General features: G+C 52.8%; 16 protein-coding genes. 2 read left to right on the top strand and 14 right to left on the bottom strand.

All coding sequences use genetic code 11. The features are described from left to right. Positions 1-329: 329 nt before the first annotated feature. From ACXYMP_RS06485 to ACXYMP_RS06440, 10 genes are all read right to left on the bottom strand, one after another. A complete protein-coding gene (locus tag ACXYMP_RS06485; protein WP_458905106.1) occupies positions 330-2069 on the bottom strand; it encodes a cold-shock protein in 1740 nt (579 codons plus the stop codon). A 121-nt stretch (positions 2070-2190) separates the two neighbouring features. Next, the gene (locus ACXYMP_RS06480; protein WP_458905104.1) at positions 2191-5511 is read right to left on the bottom strand and encodes a DUF499 domain-containing protein; all 3321 of its coding nucleotides are present in this window, start codon (positions 5509-5511) and stop codon (positions 2191-2193) included. A gap of 2 nt (positions 5512-5513) precedes the next feature. Next, positions 5514-8318 carry a DUF1156 domain-containing protein gene (locus ACXYMP_RS06475; protein ID WP_458905102.1) on the bottom strand — a complete coding sequence of 935 codons (2805 nt, stop codon included), beginning with the start codon at positions 8316-8318 and terminating at the stop codon, positions 5514-5516. Continuing rightward, the gene (locus ACXYMP_RS06470) at positions 8315-8707 is read right to left on the bottom strand and encodes a hypothetical protein (protein ID WP_458905100.1); all 393 of its coding nucleotides are present in this window, start codon (positions 8705-8707) and stop codon (positions 8315-8317) included. Before ACXYMP_RS06470 ends, ACXYMP_RS06475 begins: the two co-directional genes overlap by 4 nt. A gap of 11 nt (positions 8708-8718) precedes the next feature. Then, positions 8719-12219: a helicase-related protein gene (locus ACXYMP_RS06465; protein WP_458905098.1), complete on the bottom strand. Its 3501-nt coding sequence runs from the start codon at positions 12217-12219 to the stop codon at positions 8719-8721. 176 nt (positions 12220-12395) lie between these two features. Next, the gene (locus ACXYMP_RS06460) at positions 12396-12893 is read right to left on the bottom strand and encodes a type II toxin-antitoxin system HicB family antitoxin (RefSeq protein ID WP_458905096.1); all 498 of its coding nucleotides are present in this window, start codon (positions 12891-12893) and stop codon (positions 12396-12398) included. A gap of 49 nt (positions 12894-12942) precedes the next feature. Then, complete coding sequence (locus tag ACXYMP_RS06455) at positions 12943-13230, bottom strand: HigA family addiction module antitoxin (RefSeq protein WP_458905094.1); 288 nt, start codon at positions 13228-13230, stop codon at positions 12943-12945. Positions 13231-13242: 12 nt separating this feature from the next. Further along, a complete protein-coding gene (locus ACXYMP_RS06450) occupies positions 13243-13524 on the bottom strand; it encodes a type II toxin-antitoxin system RelE/ParE family toxin (protein WP_458905092.1) in 282 nt (93 codons plus the stop codon). Between the two features lie 48 nt (positions 13525-13572). Next, a complete protein-coding gene (locus tag ACXYMP_RS06445) occupies positions 13573-14199 on the bottom strand; it encodes a hypothetical protein (protein WP_458905090.1) in 627 nt (208 codons plus the stop codon). After that, positions 14196-14996, bottom strand: a complete 801-nt coding sequence (locus ACXYMP_RS06440; protein ID WP_458905088.1) for a division plane positioning ATPase MipZ — start codon at positions 14994-14996, stop codon at positions 14196-14198. Before ACXYMP_RS06440 ends, ACXYMP_RS06445 begins: the two co-directional genes overlap by 4 nt. A 106-nt stretch (positions 14997-15102) precedes the next feature. Between ACXYMP_RS06440 and ACXYMP_RS06435 the strand changes: the two genes are divergently transcribed. Both ACXYMP_RS06435 and ACXYMP_RS06430 read left to right on the top strand, forming a co-directional pair. Next, complete coding sequence (locus ACXYMP_RS06435) at positions 15103-15342, top strand: helix-turn-helix domain-containing protein (RefSeq protein WP_458905086.1); 240 nt, start codon at positions 15103-15105, stop codon at positions 15340-15342. A 257-nt stretch (positions 15343-15599) separates the two neighbouring features. After that, positions 15600-16100, top strand: a complete 501-nt coding sequence (locus tag ACXYMP_RS06430; protein WP_458905084.1) for a hypothetical protein — start codon at positions 15600-15602, stop codon at positions 16098-16100. Positions 16101-16226: 126 nt separating this feature from the next. On the opposite strand, the gene ACXYMP_RS06425 is transcribed toward ACXYMP_RS06430, so the two are convergent. From ACXYMP_RS06425 to ACXYMP_RS06410, 4 genes are all read right to left on the bottom strand, one after another. Further along, positions 16227-17900 (bottom strand): relaxase/mobilization nuclease domain-containing protein, encoded by a 1674-nt coding sequence (locus ACXYMP_RS06425; protein ID WP_458905082.1) that lies wholly within the window; start codon positions 17898-17900, stop codon positions 16227-16229. After that, positions 17897-18244 carry a plasmid mobilization relaxosome protein MobC gene (mobC, locus tag ACXYMP_RS06420; protein WP_458905080.1) on the bottom strand — a complete coding sequence of 116 codons (348 nt, stop codon included), beginning with the start codon at positions 18242-18244 and terminating at the stop codon, positions 17897-17899. Before mobC ends, ACXYMP_RS06425 begins: the two co-directional genes overlap by 4 nt. A gap of 130 nt (positions 18245-18374) precedes the next feature. After that, on the bottom strand, positions 18375-19127 hold the full coding sequence (locus ACXYMP_RS06415) for a helix-turn-helix domain-containing protein (RefSeq protein WP_458905078.1): 753 nt from the start codon (positions 19125-19127) through the stop codon (positions 18375-18377). A gap of 237 nt (positions 19128-19364) precedes the next feature. Beyond that, positions 19365-19577 (bottom strand): MerR family transcriptional regulator, encoded by a 213-nt coding sequence (locus ACXYMP_RS06410; protein ID WP_458905076.1) that lies wholly within the window; start codon positions 19575-19577, stop codon positions 19365-19367. Positions 19578-19644 lie beyond the last annotated feature (67 nt).

Below are 19644 nucleotides of genomic sequence, written 5' to 3'. Positions count from 1 at the left end.
GTTCTGGACCTTCCACACACATACCAGTGATCAGCCGCGCTGGAAGTTTTTGGGAATGATACTCACGGTCTCAAGCCCTCGATTTTAGCTGCGCAAGCTGCCAAGAGCATTGTTTTGCAGTATATCTCTGAAAAACAAGGACTAAAAGTGTGGGTGGCGGAGACGAAGTCTTACATACTTATCCAGTAAGTATCTGTTAATTATATATTATAATACACTCATATCCATGTATACCACGAAAAATACCTCATCTTAGTCAAAGCAAGCCTTCGAGGTTGGCTGCACTTAAGGCCGAAAGATCGGCCGAAATGCGTGCGTTGGCGCAAGTCTCAACGCCGCCATCGCCTCGATGAGTGGCCTTGGAATCGCTGCTCCATTTCTTTCTTTTTTTGTTCACCCATAATCTGATGCTCACGACAGCAACTCCCGCAGCTACATCTGTAGAACCCATTTTCACACTTGCCGAGATCGCGGCTGTCTATGATTTTATTGCATTTTTGACCGAGGCAGTGATTCAGGTAGTGCTTCGCCTCCCGATCAGCACATTTTGGACTGTCACAATAAAAAACGGTAGCTCTATAGGCCGCTGTGAGCTGCTCGGTAACAATTGATTGCGTAACAGGATCGAAAACTCTGACCTCAACTCTAGAATATTTGAAATCGGGCTTCATTAAATCTCCACAGCAACGGCAATCCAACACCGCACGAAGGTCCTTCAATCGGTTGAAATAGCCTGCAAGCTTGATTGGAAAATCCCTACGTGATGGCTGATCCGCTTTTTCGTATGACCTACCGAAGTAGCTTAGCCAGTCGTAGATATTGAAATCCAGAAAATGTTTGCTGAGGTCAGGCATGACTTGAGGATCATCACACCTGCGCCCTCTGCATAGAAATAGCTCTTCTTTTTGCCAAAACGTCGCTTCACAAGACAAATGGGGTCCAAGCGTTCGACAGCTTGGAAACAACTTTAGGAAGCCGGGGTGATCGATGTCTAACTGGCCGCTCAATAGAGCTCCCCATAACTCATGAAAAAATGCGGCTTCAACCGTCAGATCATCATTTCCGTCCCAGATTAGCGGGAATAATCTGCTTAAGACAAAAGTTTCGGGATCGCGAGACATGCGGCCAGAGCGCTCAACGTCGTCGACAAAGCTTCGATCCTTAGAGAATACTTTCTGTTTGATTAGGGGAAGTTCAAAAAACGGAACCAACGCAGGACATGATGAAAGTTCGCCAAATCCTCTGAAGCTCCGGTGAAAGGTTTCGCGCACGTAGTCCAGTAAAACTATACGGTTAGTCACTTCCTGCGAACTTGTGAATCTTTTCTGAAGTGCCTGCTCGGCGAACAGCTTGATGTCGTCAGTATGGCGATCAAGCATATTGGGATCATTGATCAAGCCCTCAAACACACATGCCAAGACAAAGCTAATGGACAGGTCATTGATTTTATGTTGGAAAAATGAATCCCGTTCTGCTGACGACTTACCTCTGAGCCACTGAAAAGATCGGGCATGTTCATTATCAAAATGGCATTTTGGGACGTACTTAAAGGTGTGGTCGATGCCTTCGAGTTCGTCAAAACTCAAAGGTTTCAGCAAACGTGTTTGGGTTGCACTGTCGGCTAACAGTTCACCCACGACGTAAAGCGCAGCCTTCGATCTGGGTAGCACCTCTTCCAAGAAATCTGTAGCCCATTCATTGTCTTTGCGATTGACAAGAGACCGAAGCACATCACGGTATTTGGTGGTGGCCAGAAACTTCTGGAACCCCCCGATGTCGTATAGATATTCTATCAGTGGCTCGGTGTTAAAGGTCTCCGTGTCGCTGCAAATACCTACGTCAACGGCTCTTTTTTTGTCGGTATCCTTTTCATCAACCGTGAAGACTGCAAAATCGCCTTCCTCTGGCACCACGCCGCAAAGCTGGCTGGCGTGGACGAAAAGATCATCCCCGTCGATACCCTCGATGAAGCCGTACTCGTTCTCTTTGCCAGTCTTTTTGTTGATACCCCCAAACCACTTCACGAAGCCGACAGACGTTTGTGTGCGAGGGCTGCCTTGCAATAGCATCAATCAAACCCCAGCCTCGGCAGCCCGCCAACAAGCCGCGCTGTTTTCATGCTCAACGTAACGCGTCGCTGGAACAGCTCCGTTGGGGAGGCGAAGTTGAGTTCGCGCAGCTTCATTCCCATCACTTGATCTGCTTGTCGATAAATCCAAGTGTATTGGCGTTTTCGATCAAGGTTCGCGTTTTTGAACGATCCAGCCCGGACGGTACTTCGGCGTCGATTTCGAGCTTCAACGTCACCTCGGCATTCGGGATCGTGGTAAGTTGCTCAACAATGGCTTCGATGATCTGCGCCATATCCCTTGCAGGCCGATCCGAGGACAGCATAACAGTCCCTACGAACCGTGTTGGGTCCTTCTCCGTTGTTGTCGTTGCCGGTCCAGTTGCGGTCGGGTCGTTGCTATTGGGATAGGAAGCCGGTGCCGCTTGGCCCCCCGCAGTTGCCTGACTATCATTTTCTGCGGGAACAGATGGCTTTGGCCGATTGGCTTCAGCGATCTCTTTCTTGATGATGACAGCTTCATTGTCGATAGCGACCAGCGCCATCGAACTTTTTTCTATCGCAATCCCAACGTATTCATCAGACGTTTCATCCCATCGTTCGGCGTAGGCAAAAGGCCCCGGAATCATACCGCCTACAGAAGCCTGAACTCCCCTAATCAGGGTGTCTCGCCCTTTGAGCCTTGGGAGGTAAGTGTATCTGTTCAAATATTCCCAAACCTGACCAAGGCTAAGATGAGGCTTGCCATTCCAAATGTATTTTTCCAGTTCTCGGTTCAGACGTTCTGGCCCGATCTCTGGCAAAAGTGCTTCGTCACTCACGAGCTTTTTGCTTGCCCTGCCCAAAACACCATCCTGTGCAGATATCCGGGTCGTCGTGAACGCCACATCAGTCTGAGCCGTATCTTGATAGGGGTATATTAGATACGCCCATGTTTCCTTCAACCTTGTACTAACAGTGTCCAACGCCTCTTTTGCTTTGTCTTTGGAAAGAGCAATATCGCTGCTCTTGAGGTCAAGCCGCCCGTTGTCGGTATCTCTCATGATACCAGTCCAAGCCAGAGCTGCGCGCATCGCATCTTTGAGACTTTCGAGCTGACGGTTGTCCGCTGCGATAAAGACCAAAGTGTTTCTGTAGACGCGAGGCGTGTTTCCCCGCTGAAGAAGAATATCCTTACACTCTGCCATTGCGTCTGAACCGTCACGGCCGTTGTGGGGATGATCTACCCCCAGCACTACAGCTCTAACGCCTCCGGGGTCATCCGGCACTTCGCCAGAACTATCCGGCGCAACTTGGACTGTCTCAAAGTGCCCACGATCCCCTATCGAATTGATATATTTTCCAAGGGCTTTATCAATTTCAACAAGTACGAGAGCTTCTTCGAGCTGGCCAGCCCGATCAGCGGCCATCCGGTTCAAGCTGGGCGAAGTTGAATACCAATATCGTCCAAGGTCACCATGCATGAATTTTGCTTGGTTTGTCATGCGGCGAAGAGCATCGCCAAATATCGCAACTTTTTCACCGGGTTGCACAACACCAAGGTTGATCTGTTTGTCGTCCAAACCTTTGTTTTCTTGCCCTTCCATCGGTGCAGTCCCCATGAATACCGTCCGAGCAACACGTCGGGTCGCAGAATAACGGTTAAGGTTCGGGGCTGATTGGTCAATTTTGTAAGGCGTCGAGTTCACACCGTCGATGTCCCCAGCAATAATCGACTGCCATGACACGTCGAGGTAGTGCAGCAGCTCCGGTTCAACCCGCGCAGAACTGATTGCAACACTGCCGGGCATAATCATCACTGAGGGGTCATTGGACATCCAAAGTTCATGGATGACTTGCGCCATCAGACGCAGAACACCGCGAGTTCGCTGGAACCTCTCAAGCGAGCCCCAAGCAGTGAAAAGATGGTCGAACAAATCCGGGTGGATTGGATAAGCCTTAGCGAGCTTGCGCCGGTAGTCTTCGTCTGCACATCCTTGCGGGAAGTCATTTGGATTCTCTCGATACAGCTTTGCAAACTGCTTCAGGGTGTTGTCCCGGTGCATGTATTTGTCGCTTGGGATTTCCTTGAAGAGCCGACGCCGGACGATCTCGTAGCTCTCCTCTTGCGATGCTGGCCGCCACGAGCTTTCTACGCGGCTGAACGTCTGCTTCAAACGGGCTAATGCCTGATGCCCACCTTCGCCCCCAACTTCGATCTGAGAAGCTGGAAGCGAAGCGACCAGCAATGTCATCGGCGACGCCTTCACGGCCTCCGTCAAAGCTTGAACAAACGTCAGGTTCGCATCGAAGGAACCCGATGGTAGGTCATCCACGCGGTAGATTTGGCGCAGGTAAGCGACCCATTCGTCGATTAGGATCAAGTTTGGTCCTGTTAATCGGAATAGCTCTTCCAACAGGTTTGAACCTGGTGCAGTCCCGCGTTCATCATCGTCCGCAACAAGCGCATAACCTTTTTCACCGCCCAACTGGAAAGCCATCTCGCCCCACGTCGTGCGGATCGGCCGCCCATAATCCCGAGTTCTCTTGTCGACGTTCGCAGGGCCGTATGATGTGCCGACCAGCACAGCACGGTTCACCTTGTCTGGCACAACTAGTCCTGCGCCGCTCAACAACTGATCTAGTCCCGGCAAATCCTGAGCATTTGTGCCACCGACCATATGGTAGAGCGCCAACATCGAGTGGGTCTTGCCGCCACCGAAGTTAGTTTGCAGCTCGACCACCGGGTCGCCACCTTTGCCGCATAGCCGCTTTGCAGCGCCCAGAAGCAACGTACTCAGGCCATCTGTCAGATAGGTCCGCGCGAAAAACTCGGATGGATCTTTGTACTCTGACGGCGCACTGCCGTTGTGAACCTTCGCCAAATCGGCGGCAAACTCGGCCTGTTGGAATTCTCCCGTCGCCACGTCCTGATGCGGCTCGACCACTTCCCGCCACGGCAACAACCCGGCAAAGGTTTCGACCGAAATATCATTGGCTTTGGTTTGACGGCGCTCTTCGTTCCTCCGCAACTCTTCAAATTTCACGCGCAGGATTGCATCGCGGGCCGTTCCGACCTTCTCGGCTGCATCACCGGCGCTGACAGCTTCCAACAGCCGCCGCATTGAATCCAATGCCCGCTCTGCATCGTCATAAGTGAACTTGCCATCATGCGCCCACTTGTGGCGCACTTCCAACACCTCGTTAACCAAAGCGCGATGGGTCCGGTCCAACGTCGCGCGGAACGCATCATTCCAGAAGCGGTCCATGATCTGCAACAGCTTCATGGTATCCAGCGTGGTCTTGTCTCCGCCCTGAATTTTCAGATGTGGGAACGCCTCCATCAGCCGCTTTGGCGCTTCATCGCCCAATGCGGCTTGTAAATTGCGCAGCACAAAGGGTTGCAGCGCAGGCTGCATGTATTCCATCGCGTCGTTGATGTACTGTCGGGTGCTTTTTGCCATTGTCAGAGATCCATCCGCGCTTGGCGGTTCTTGTCGGTGAGGGTGATTGTCGCGGCTTGGCGGGTCAGTTCTGGCCAGACGGCGATAAGTCCGTTGTAGGCCGTCGCCTCTTTGGCATCCTGTCGTTTGTTCGCGCAGACATCGTAGAGGTAGTAGGCGAGGTCTTTGACCATCTCGGCCTTATCGCCTCCAAGCTTTTTGAGCAGTTCAGCGGCGGCGTACTCGCCTTCGTTTTCCAACGCACGGATCAGATACTGGCAGGCTTCCCAGACGGTCAGGTGATCGTCGGTTTCGGGGTCCCAATCCGGGTCCAACTCGTCCCGTTTCAGAATACGGACCTTACCTGCACTGCTTTCGATGATGCCAGCGTGTTTCACGCTCTCGACCGAGATACCACGCGCACGCGCGAGGTTGTCAGCGGCACCATATTCGCCTTTGCCCAACCCGTGCTGTTCAAACCATGTCGCGGCAAAGCGCGTGTCGGGGTCCAGATCGCCGTGCAGATCATTGAGAAACTCATCAAGCTGTGCGTTGATCAGTTGCAACGCGGTCTTGACGCTCATTGGAGTGTCATCAGCCTCCAGTACGGCGGCATAGCGGGAGAAAACGCCCATGCCGGGGCCAATGGCCGATTGCGGCATGTCGGCAGGAGAGACGTTGGCGGCTTGTAGCTCTGCAATGGCTGGGGGCAGTTCGCGTTTAAGTGCGCGCAAAAATTCCGCACGGGTAGTGGTTTCGGCAGAAGGCTCCTTTTTCCGGCAAACAAGCACGACAGAGCTTGCGAGTGCATTCGCGCCGATTCCCCGCATTCGGTTAGCTAATTCAGTTCGCATCGGCCATGTGCCAACAACCAAATAACCTGCGTTTATGATGGCATCGAGAAACGTGGCCCAACCAGTCGAACTAATGCCTTCTTGCTCAATTTCACTTTGCTTGAAGGCATAAAAAATTGTTGCTGGGAAATCGTTAGTTGATTGCCCTGCCATATTCTTCACGACCTTTTTCATTCCGTTGAGGAAAAAATCGTGCGCAGCTTCTGTACCACCATGCCTAACCGGTGTGGCTACTAGTTCTTCACTCTTAGGTACTGCAAGCAGGCCAAATAATTCAGGAAACCTTTTGCCTAAGCCCCTTCGCATCCAGTGAAAGAAAAAATCTGAAAGGTCCGCGTATCCAATGTTGTCGTAGTACGGTGGATCGGTCGAAATAACTACATTGTCAGGGTATTGAACTGATTGAGCGTCTACTTGGCGAACGGAACCCACGGCTCCTGCACCCAACCCGAACAAAGCCTTCGTAACCCCTGAAATTGACGTAATGTAGTCTCCAGCTGCACCGCTGAAAGGATTAACGTCAGGATAGTCCCAAGTCATTGGCAGCGCTTGCCGGGAGAAGACGGTAACAGTTTGTTGCCTATCTGGTGTCCATCGAGCTAGCGTGCACAATGTATTCGCCGAACGCCCCACTGCAAACGCCAAGTAAACGCTTATCGCGTCAGCATATGCACGAGCTCCGAGTCCGCCTTCATCCAGCGTAGTTCCTTCAGCGTTTAGGCCACTCGAAAGAGCTTTTTTTTCTATCTCTTCGTGGGCATCGCGAATGATCTCGCTGAAGGCGTTCAACGCTATAGTCTGACGATCTGTAAAAAGATCACCAAAAGTAGTCATTCCATAGTTGCCGATCCTAAACCCCAGAGCTTTCGGTTCGAACTTTATCGTGTGCCTTTCTTCGGGTATTTCTGCGAAGGCGACTTCCTCTTGTTCTCTTGTCGGCGCAAGAAAAATTCTACTTCGTTTTCCCTCTGCGACAACCGCCATGAGCCCCTGCGATAGCTTTCCAGTATTTGCCGCAGTTCTGATATGTTCTGATGTAATTGCAGCATCAGAAAACAAGCATCTGAAGTTGGCACCGCGTCCAGCCTTAGAACCTTCTCTTGCTTTAGATATTTCCTCTTTTGTGCCTCCATGTCGGATTTCGTATGAGATTGATCTGGCGATCTTATCGACTATTGGCTGCAGCCAAACTTCTTTTCCCTTCTTTGAGCTCAATAAAAAGCTAGAAGCAATTGGGACATGGCTATCTGAATATGCGGGATCTGGACTCGGTACCGTTCTAGCCCAAATCGTGGCAATAACAGTAGCGTCCACACCACCGTAGTCGTTCGGCAATTTCACCTTAGGATATAAATGCCCGATACGTTCAAACGCTTTCTTGCTGACCCACTCCCCATAATGTTTTATATCCTCGGCCAAACCTTCAGCATTCTTGTAGGCACCGAATCCGCGTTCTTTTACTCCCGGATGTATCGGCGGCATATCTTTGAACTTCGGCGGTATCTCAATCATCGCCTTGCCGATCATCACAGCTACCGGGTTCAGGTCAGACCCATAGGCAGGCAGGCCCAGACGCTGCGCCTCCAGCGGGATCGACCCGCCGCCCGAGAACGGATCGTAGACCGGCGGCAGCTTGCCATCGCAAGAGCGCATGATCTCGTTGCGCGCGCGGGTCAGCACATCTTCGTTGTTGGAGTTCTCCCACTTCACCAGATCTTCGATGATCTCAAACAGCCGCTTGCGCTCTGTCTCGACCGCTTCTTCGGTCGGGAACTTGTCAGGGTGACTGGACGGATCATCGACCAACTGCGCAAACAGCACCGCCCGACACGCAGCCAAAGGCCTCCGCGCCCACCAAAGATGCAAAGTAGAGGGATGCCCATGCCTGATCGACTTCTCCCGCGCAGAGGCGGCGTTAATGGCCTCCAAAGGAATGGCGACCTCGATCAGTTTTTTCTTGTAAGGTTGGGTCATGATTGCGCCCCTATGATACGTTGGCCACTTCCAGTCAGCGTAAAGCACAACTCGCCCGAAACGTCGCAGCTTTCCACCGCTCCAGCTTGTAGCAACGCTTTGATCAGCCCTTTGTCAGGACGGTATTTCGCACGGTCGTTGAACTGGAACGCCGCAGGAAAGGTGTTTGGCGGCAAGTCCGCCACAGCCCGCGACGCGATTGTCAGATAAAGGTGTAGGGCCGCGCGTTTGCGCTCACCATCGACTGTTTCGGTCTTACTACTCGACCCCCACCATGCAATCGACTGCGCATCAGTCGGCCGCGCATTAATCGACATCGGTTTGCTTTGCCCGCTGTAGTCGCGCGCAATGATGTCGAGGGCTTCGGTGGATGCCATGTTGATCTGCATTGATTGCTCCTTCAAGCCGGTGTCTCGGCGCGTTCAAGGAGCCGTTTGATGTGAAATTGTATCGCGTTCTGGTCGAATGGCGGTTCGCGGGTGTCGAGCGCCCCATAGACGTAACGCGGCGGATGCACGAAGCCGCTGTTGACCTGCACGATGGCAAGAATGAATTGGTCCGACTTATTCAGCGAGGTGATCAGCTCTTGCCGCGTGATGATGACCGTATCTGCCGTGTCGATGCGTCCCTTCACCTCGATAAAGCGCATGTGATCCGTATCAGGATCATAGGACGCGATGTCATAGCCGACCTTCTGGGCAGAGACGTCTTCGGGTTGATTGCCCAACGCACGCTCCGTATCCATAACAGCGCCCATTGCCTTTAGTTCGATCTTGCGACGCGCCTCCGGGTCTTCGGAGAAACCGGAAACCAGTTGGTCAGGTGAATTTTGCAGCAAAAGACCACGCGGAACGACAACCATACCACCACGAACACGGGGAGGTTGAGACGAGATAAAACGCTCCTGTTCAATAACTTGCATCCGGCTCTTCAACCGCTCCGCAAGGTCTTCAGCCCGACGATCCGCGTTTTGCCAGTTCAACCGGGTCTTCTTCCCAGCTCGCTCTTGTTCCCTAAGCTCCGCTGCACGCGAGTCCCAGTAGTTGATCTCTTTCTTGAGCCGCGCCTGAACTTCATGGGCCACCTTGTCGATTTCGGGGAGGCGGCGCGTTCGGACTTCGGCGACGTGAGCCTGAGCGAGTTCGACCGTAGCAAATTGCACGACACGTTTTTCAAGATCAGTTCGTAGCCAGTCTTCGGCCAGCGCATTGCGAACCGATGTGATTTCCTCAGCAGATGCAGGTCTCAAATTCAGGTGCGGTGCGATACCTGCGTTAGACACGTTCCCAGCCTTGTCCACAGATGCGAACTGAAGCTTTTGAGAAATGACAGTGGGGTCTCCTGCCCGTGCTGGCCGACCATCCTGAACCGAATGCTCAAGCAAGAAAAGTGCGCCAATGTCCGTGCCGTCGTCGGTGTCATCGACCAGAACAGCACCCTGCTTCATCAAGTGGTCGTTCTGTTCGCGAACGATGCTGATGACCGCATCAAGCAATGGGTGCCCCGGATAGACGAATGCGGCAACAGGTTGTTGGTTGATTTTAGATTTTTCGAAGCAAATACGTTCATACTTTTTTTGAAGAGGTGCGCTTGATCCGATCTGACGATCCCGCTCCCGAACGATCAACGGAACATGGGTGATTTCCCATCTGCCATCTTCTCTGGCTTTGATCTTGCCGCCGAGCCTTTGAAAAGCCTCTACGAAAAAGCTCTGGACGTGGTGCGGTTGCAGACGCTGTGCATCGGCACGTTCCATATCGAGACGAAGTTCCTGAACCCGGGCTTCGGGCATAGTGTCGCTGGTCAATTGCCGCTTTTTCAGAAGCTCCAGAAGGTGGGATTGGTCTACAGCACCATCCACGGTTTGAAACAAGCGCGCTTTAACCTCGTCCTGCTCTCCATATTGGATTGCCTCAAAAAGCAGGTCTTTCAGTGCGCGTTCTTCAAAAAGCTCGCCAAGGACGTCATAAACGCGACCACCAAGTGCCTCACGAGCGGCTTCAAGCTTCTCCAGTAACCGCGCATAGACTTCGCCCTCTCTGGTGTCCTTCGCGACAAGATTCCAAAGATGGCAGACCTCGGTTTGACCAATTCGGTGAATGCGACCGAACCGCTGTTCAATTTTGTTCGGGTTCCACGGTAGATCGTAGTTCACCATCAAGTGTCCGCGCTGAAGGTTAACGCCTTCGCCTGCCGCATCGTTCGCGATCAAAACTTGCAAATCGCGGTCTTGCATGAACCGTTCAACGATTTTGCGACGTTCTTCCCGCGCCACACCACCGTGAATGACATCTACGACGTCAGGACGTCCCAACCGCGCAACAACTTTTTCACGCAAATACTCCAGCGTGTCTTTTGGCTCGGTGAAGATGATGAGTTTACGCCTGTTGCCGTCTGGGTCTCGCATCAAATCGTCGTCAAGAATTCGATCAAGTTGCTGCCACTTAGCGTCTTTTCCAGACCGAAGGACTTGGAGCGACATAGCTTCCAGCCCATTGAGCGTTTCAACCTCTATTTCGAGCTGCTCAACAGTTTCAGCAGTCGTTGCGCCTGTTGCGACAAGATCTTCGAGATCATCAATCTCATCTTGGCCAAATTCGTCTAAGTTACCGATCATTTCCTCGTAAAGTGGTGAAGCGGAAAACGATGACCTTGCGCCACTCTTTGCCAAACGGGCCTCAGCCAGTTCAGCCTCAAGACGCTCCCGTCTACGTTTCAGTGATTGGTAAATTGCGGCAGGACTCGAAGCCAGACGGCGCTGAAGAATTTGAAGAGCAAACCCCACGTTATTGCGCTTCCTGCCGTCTTCTTCAGCAAATCGCTGCACGCGGTTCATTTCGTTGCGGACATACTCAGTCACAGCCGTATAAAGCTGGGCCTCGTCTGCTGAAAGTTCATACTTAGCAGTATAGGCTTTGCGTTCAGGGAAAAGTGGCCTGCCGTCAAACCGCAGAAGCTCTTCCTTCGTGAGCCGCCGCATCATGTCTTCGACATCCGCCATATGGACGCCGTCCCGAAACCGGCCCTCGAAGCGATCTCCATCCAACAAAGCCATGAAAAGCTGGAAATCCTTCTCTTTGCCGTTGTGCGGTGTGGCAGTCATCAAGAGGAAATGGCGGCAAACTTTGCCCAGCTGTTGTCCTAGTTGGTATCGCTTCGTGTATTTGACTTCGTTTCCAAAGAAGGTCGCTGACATCCTGTGGGCTTCGTCCACAATTATCATATCCCACTCGGAAGATGAGGTCAGCTTCTCAAGCAGGTCATCATTTCGCGCCAAGACATCCAACCGAGCGATCAACCTGTTGTTGTCGTTAAAAGGATTGCCAGACCGGGAACCTTCGATCATGTCTCGGCTCAGGATATCAAACTCAAGACCAAACTTTTCGCCAAGCTCGTCCTGCCACTGTTCAACCAAGCTGCCGGGGGCCACGATCAGACAGCGTTCCAGATCACTGCGCGCGATCAGCTCCTTGATCAGAAGACCAGCCATGATCGTTTTACCGGCGCCCGGATCGTCGGCCAGCAGAAACCGCAAAGGCTGGCGAGGGATCATCTCACCGTAAACCGCCGAAATCTGGTGAGGAAGAGGATCAACAAGGCTGGTATGAATTGCGAGATACGGATCAAAAAAGTGCGCGAGCTTGATCCGATTGGCCTCAGTTACTAGTCGAAGCATCGCACCATCCGCGTCAAACGACCATTTTCTGCCAGCACTCTCAAGCTCAAGTCGGTGTTCGTCATCGCGATAAAGTGTCGTCTCGGCTATAGAACCAGATGCGCTCCGGTAGACAAGATTCACTGCCTGCTCGCCGATCCACTCAACGGACACAATTTCGACAGATGCCCCAGGTGCAATTCCGCTGAAGCGGCCTCCGGGTCGAATGTCCTCAAGTACTGACAATTATCTTTGCTCGCTTTCAATTAAAATTTCACAATTAGAGTGATCTAAGACGTATCCTGAACAGAATTGAATGAAAACGAATGATTGCCGCTAGAACCGAGTTATTTCCATAAAATAACTTGTTTCAATGCATGCAAAGCCGTTAGTCGAATAAGCTGGACGTTGGTTGATCATGGCTATGATCCGTGTCGGTCAGCTAGCTTGAGGTTTACCCTCGCCCATCGCTCCCAATCATGCGCGTAAAAGGCTTCTTCGCCCGGAATAGTTGGGCAGGCACAGGGAGCGATGTCCTTGAGGAAGCGCTTTGCCGTTTCAGGCCGCATATCCGAGACGGTGACGTAGGGAATTGACTTGCCGACTGCGACGACCAGTTCGCGAACCGGAACACCGTAGACGATGCGTTGCAGGTCCGGGCCAGCATCAAACGGGATGACCTGAAGGTAGGCTCCGGCTTTGATATCTGCCGCAAACCGCAGTGCGAGGTCTGTCATATCAGCAGCAGGGTCAAACGGGCGCAGTTCGTGCGTAGCGAAATAGAGCGTCAGCGCCGCTGTGGCGCTGTCGAGGATATTCGCTTCGACGTTTGCCGCAACAACGCAGTCTGGCAGGTCAGGAAATTTGATGCTGTAGGTGCCGTCTGCACGTTTCTGGATCAGGGCAATAAACTGGGGCATAATGGTCTTTCTTGGCAAGTGTCAGCAACGCTGTCTCTTTGGCAGCACCCTATGCCACCAGCGGCTCGATGCCTGACACGTCGATCTCTTTCGCCACTGTCGCCATGTCATAGTTGGTTTGCATGTTCATCCAGTAAGAGGGCGTCGTGTTGAACGCACGGGCAAGGCGCAAGGCCGTGTCGGGTGTCATGCTGGTGATGCCTTTGATCAGTCGCTCGATCCGCGTGCGTGGAACATCGAGACGCCGCGCAAACGCAATCGCGCCCATATCCAAGGGGTCGAGGTAGAGTTCTTTCAAAACTTCGCCGGGGTGCATCGGCTCTTCAAGCAGGCTCATGGTGTGTTCCTTTTAATGGTAATCGACAATCTCGACATCGGCGGGGCCGTTCGGGGTCCAGACAAAACAAATCCGCCATTGCCCGTTGATCCGCACCGAATGCTGTCCTGCCCGATCTCCTTTCAGTTCTTCCAGATTATTGCCCGGCGGAAAGCGCAAATCTTCCACTTGAGCAGCCGCGTCCAGCGCCGTAAGCATCGCCCTCGTCCGCTTCACCAGATCACTGGGGAAGCCTTTGCCATATGTGCCTTTCACGGCACTGGCAGCACGTTTGCCCTTGGTGCTTTGGATCATGTGGGATGTGTATCATGCCAAGATACATGTGTCAATATATGATACACCTCAATCGTGGCTTGCGGGCATCCCCTGAACTGACAGTTCTTCCCTCCTCACGGCTTCGTCGACTAGATCGGACAGCGCCTTTGCCTTCGCGTGGCTGTCGGCGATTAGCCTGATCATCAGCCAGATACAGAACGCCACCAGAAGGATTGCCGCGTAGGGGAAGTGGGACCACAAATCAAAGCTGCGAGGATCGCGGCCGAGGACGTTCTCGCGCAAGAACGAAACGACTGCCGTATAGGCAATAATGGCAGGCAGCATTCCGATGATGGTCAGCATCAGCGCGCCAAAAATCAAATTGTTCGGGCCCGACTTCATCGGGATCAAGTCGTTGCTGTCGGTGGTCGTGCGTGTAGCCTGATTATACACCCTTATGATTTTGCCACTGGATCGTTTGTGGACCACCACCAGTTTATGGCCAACGCGGATATCACCAAAGGACGCGCCTTCGAACGTATGTTCAACACCGGCCTCATCCTCAAGCCAGACCACGGGGGTCACATGAATGTTGGCATGAGTCGCCCCGCGTTCAATTGTGCCACCAGTGGCGCGGGTATCGGTCGCTTTAACCGTGCCTACCGTGATCTGGAAATCATGCCGCGCCTCAGCGTTTGGTATGGCCGGGATCATGTGTAGCTTGGCTGTTCGAGAAGCGCGTGCAGATGCGCAAATGTGCTGCCTGTCGCAAGGGGCGCGTTAACCACATAGGCGGGATAGGTTTGGCACTCCAAAAGGTGCTTGATTTCGCAGCATAACGCATTCGCGGCATGATATGCGGCAACCCAGTCCAACCTCGACCTTAAGCTCTGGTTTGGCTCAAGTTCAGAAACACCTTCATCGAAACGACGCTGCACATGAAGCAAACCAGTTTCGAACTGTGAACCAATCGTCGCCAGCCATTTCAGACTTGAATGCAACATCGGCCCAGCAGTGAATGTCATGCGCGTCCAACGCTCATCATTCTGGTCGCTTGCGCCTGTCACAAGCCCATAGGTGCGGTGTTTCGGATAGCGGTTTGCCGCAAGCCAGTTGCTGGACCATGTAGCTTCATGCGAGCCGCGCATCGGAACAATCACGAGGTCACTTTGGTTCATGATCCATGTGCTTATCGGATCTGGCCGTTTCGCCGTATCCACAAGAACATATTCGAACTTTTCACGGAAGAAGCGGTCTAGCGCTTTGGCGGCTGTCTCGTGATCCCATGCCGGTGCCGTAACCAGTTGGTCTGCTTTGGCACCCGTCTCGACCATGCGATCCTCCCACTGGCTGATGAAGGAAACTCCGGAGGCCCAGCCGGGTCGCGCCTGCTCGGTCAGATCGAGCACTGCGACGGAGTGGCCCGCAGCAACAAGGCCGCTGGCCGTCGTCATCATCGCGGTTGTCCGTCCCGATCCACCTTTGGGGGCAAAATAGGTAATTAGGTGCATGAATAACCTCCGCAAGCACGGCACCAGAGGCACCACTTCAACTACTATAGTTAAAATATGACTATAGTCATTAGATTGCTAGCGAAAGCTCCCCGATACCCTTCGGATGGAGCGGAAAAATGAAAAACTTATCGCGGCATTTGCCAAGACGCTTCAGGCGCGGCGGAAAAAACTCGGCCTGTCGCAAGAAGAACTCGCGTTCCGCACAGACCTTTCGATGAGCTATATTTCTTTGCTTGAGACGAAAAACCGCCAACCGACTTTGACGGTCATAGCGGCTCTGGCCAACGAATTAGAATTGTCGGCCACTGACCTTATGCGAGAAGTCGAAGCGAACATTTCTTAGGTCCATTGTACAACGTCAGATAAATTTGACTCTTACGTCTCAACATTGATCCAGCCTGGAGAAATCGTATGTTCGTATAGAAAACAGCTGCGTGAATTCTACGACTAAACCCCCATTAAAAATGGGGGCGGGATTACCATGTGCGATCCGCGGGGCGTTGCTCATATGTCACGACCCATCCAAGGCCACATTGATTCACAGCGAGTATCCTTACCCTTTTCGGGGACTTTGGATAGGAGCATAGGTGATGAACTGGAATGAGCGACCTGCGTGCGATGACACAATCAATGCCCGATGAAACCCGCGATGGAAATCAGACCAATTCTGAACAAGCTTTTGAGGTTCAAAAGCAGAAGGAAGTCCGTGAAAGCAATGCGCAATTCTTGCCTGCGTTGCTTAGTATTTCTAGGTTTGCTTGGGCGGGGGCCCTTTCATTTGGGGCCATGGCAGCTCTCTTAATTAACGCTCTTACGTCGGAAAATCTTAATGACGGTGTCATTAAAGTTCTCGTCAATTCCACAAAGATTAGCCTCATCCTCTTTGGAACGTTTGCTTTGATCATCGTGTGCGCGATCTCCATAGTGGCGTCCGGTTCGTCGGTTACGAAAAATACAAAAAGATGGGACGTTGACTGGTTGTCCTCATGGCTAGCATTTATCGTGGCAATCATTGCATTCTTGGCAGCAATTTACCTTTTTAAGCAAGGATTTATCGCGACAGGGCAGCTGTGGGAAAGTTTGAATGAACTTTCGAAATAGCGACGTGTACACGAAGCTATCCTATTTCAATACCTATTAAACCGCTGATACTGCGAACCCCTCGGTCTCTAAAATAAAGGGTGGTTCTGCCGCATTGTATTATAGTTACGCGAAGTTCCGCACCAATCAGGGTCCAGTAGGTACGCTCTCGGATTTGAAGGTCACCCGAGGCCTTTCAGCCTGCTTTGCAGGTTCTGCTGCACCTCCGCCAAAGCCCTCGTTGCGGAACCATCGACCGCTGCCTCCGCTGCTGATGCCCTGCACCAATCGACCAATCGCAGCTGACACTCGGCCAATAACTTCACGCAATCGACCAAATCTTCCATATCGCGCCGCGTCGCCATCGCGATCCTGTCGGCTGAGTGCCTGATCGACATCGCGGATTCGTTCGATTGCTCGGCCAACCGATTGACGGATTTCAGCAATTCGCGCTCCATAGGGGTCAGGTCCATGGTTCAGTTCCCCACTCTTGGAGTTCTGACGCAAAGGCGATCCGCTGGGGTCATCAATGGGCAGGGTCGCTCCTCCACCCCCTCCGGCAGCACCAGCACCGTCCCTGCGCCCCCAAGGGCCATCACCCTCACTGACTGCTCCAACCCATTCTTTGGCGGTTGTATTTCGACCCTCGTCTCGATCTGCCGGGGTGCTATTGTGAATGCCGCGATTGCCCCGATCATCACTGCCGCCGCGCCGATCCCAAGCGGTGTCAGAATGAACCGCCACTGCTTCTCCCGACGCCAAAGCTGGTGCTGCTTCAACATCTCTTCGATTGTCCGTTCCATGTTTTTCGCTCGTTTGACGATGTCCGTTTCCATCGTGTCCAATAAGTAACGCGTGCGATCGGCGGCACTTTTCATATCGTTTGCGGTTAATGTTTGCACGCCGACCAATTGCCACCTCAAGTTTTCTTCGAAGCTCTTCAGCTCCTCGGCGATCTGGTTTTCGGAGGCTGCGATTTCGCGCTCGGTTCTCTCTTTGATGTTCTGAAGCAAAGTATTCATCTGCGGTCCAATCCTCATGGAAAATTCTGTCTTCAAGGCGGTAGGTTTCTTGTGTTCCGACGGACCCGATGCGCCTGACAACAATCTTGGTTGCTGGTTTCGTCTGGGCCTTCTTTGATGGGCGGGGCGGCTTGATCTCAAGGCCAGCTTCTTGGAGATCAGAAAGGGCGGCGAGAACGTCTTGATGGTTTCGGACTTGGCCAGATTCGATCTTGGTGACGATGTGTTCGCGAATGGCGTCGCGGATTTCCGAACGGTCCTTACGCTCGAAAACGGGTTTTAGCATCCGCCGCCGGTCTGGATCGTCTGGGCAGGCCCAACCCTTCAGGCAATTCCAATAATCCCGAAATGCGTTGAAATAATACTCACTGCGGGGCGGCGCGATATTGAAGGCTTCGCCGTCGTAAAGCTCGACGCGCGGCACGATGAAATGCAATTCAGTGTTACCTTTGTGACTGTGACGCACCCAGAGACAGTCGTACTGGTCGCTCTCCAAGCCAGCGAATGCGGCTTGCTCGAACCCGTGCATGACAGCCTCGATGTCCGCTGGTGTCGGTTCATCCTCTGCGGCAAACGCGATGACACCGGACGTATATCGCCATTTGCGATAGTTGCTGTCGATCAGGTCAACAGTCTGCCCAGCATCGCCGCGCAGAACTTCAGGCAGGGGTGTGCGGACCTCGACCTGATCTGGGATGCGGTTCCGATTGTCGTCGTATGCAGGCACTTCATTGGCCACCAAATAGTCGATAGCCGAACGCCCGCTCCCATCGCCATGCTTGAAGAAACGGATCATCATCGCTGAGCCGTTTCGTGTAATAGGTGACGCAGCTGACGTTCAATGATTGCGAGTTCGGCCAAGAGGTCGCCCACATGGATTCGCGCTCCGGTCAGATTGGCGGCATTCACACCACGCGCGATCTGATTGAGATTATTGCCAGCGCAGGCCACCTGTCGCAACAACATTGGATTGACGGACGAAAGTGGCCTGCGCGGTCGGTGAGGCACCTGATCAAGCAGCCTCCGAACCATCGCGGACAAGGTCTCGTCATAGGCCTCGGCCAAGTGCGACCAACGGATCATATCAGACCCGTTACACCGTACGCGCAGCACGTCATCAAGTTTGTGATCAGGTGAACGCATACCCATTTTGTCCTCTCAAATTTTCTCCGAATGCGGGCGTGTTTGCTTGGGTTGGGGTCGAGGGGAAGGGCTTGCCATTCCCTCGCAAGTTGCGGTGTCCTGTGGGCACAAGCGTAACCTTGCTCTCTGCTCACTTTTCATGACGTCGCCTTCGATCTTGGTGAGGTTGTCCTGACTGCATTTCGTGCAGCCAATGGGCATACCTTTTGACCAGCGCCAATCGTTCGGGGTCAGTTGTTGCAAATCGATAGGGCCAATACCAACCGACTCGACCTTTCTCACTGCCCCGCTGTGCCAAGATGCGGATGGGAGGAAGGTCCCACTGCGCTAGCAGCCGGTCCCACTTCTCAATTTGGTCTACGTCTTCATGTGCAATCACTGTGAGCGATGTCACCGGGCATGGATAGCTGTGTTGCTCGCCAGAGCCTTTCGCGTCCGCTTTCTGGTTAATTTTCTGGTTCTTATAGAAAGGCCCACGGTTGACCTCTTGATGGCTCACCACTGACCTCTTCCCAGCCCTCGGAGTGGCAGTCAAAGGTTCGTCCGAGACCTTTTTGGTGGCGGTGTGTCTTTTTTTCTTCTGGGCATCAAGGACTGCAACGTTGTCAGGCCAACGCAAGCGGTATTCCGTGAATTTTCCAGTTCCACGCCCGTCGGTTCGCTCAAGCCATCCAGCGGCTTCCAGCGCAATCACAGCCCTCTTGACTGTCGATATCGAGCAGCCCGCTGTTTTTGCGAGAGTTGGAACGGACGGGCACATCAAGCCTGTCTCCTTGTTGCGAAACCTAAGTGCGAGGGTTGTGCCGACAAGACGCGGCCAATGCCCAAGCCGTGCAGCGAGAAGGTGTGTCGCCCAGTGAGAGTGATGGGGGGAGTCAATCATAGCAGCCACCCCGCCTTTCAAAATTCGAGCGATACTGGGAAGCCAATGTCACGCCTTTGGTATTGCGGCTTCGATCAGAGCAGAAATAATTCCTCATGAGCAAACTCTCTCAATCGGCGGGAAGCGCGTCAGCGGATCCAGCACGATCATTTGTTGTTGTTTTGCGGGGAGGATTTCGCTAACGTGTAGGTGTTCAGACTACTTAACGAAGCCCCGCGAAAGTGGGGTTTTGTTGTTTTATGATGTAGGCATATTTGTCTGAACGCGACTGACCTCTGCCCACTTGTTAAGATCAGCACCAATGTATTTCACACGCCGCCCGAATTTTACGTAGCACGGCCCAGTGCGGCGATGACGCCATTGCGCCCGCTTATCTTTGCTTCCGATGATATCAAGCTCCTTATCGCTGTCGTCATAAACGCGCTCGGCATCAAAGATATCGGTGGTCATCTTCACTTCCTTTCGTGGCTTAAATCTTACCTGTTTCTCGATTGTTTTCGATTTTGCTTGTCTCCAA

The sequence above is a fragment of the Aliiroseovarius sp. CAU 1755 genome (genome assembly GCF_054482655.1).
This window is presented reverse-complemented; position numbering and strand designations above follow the sequence as displayed.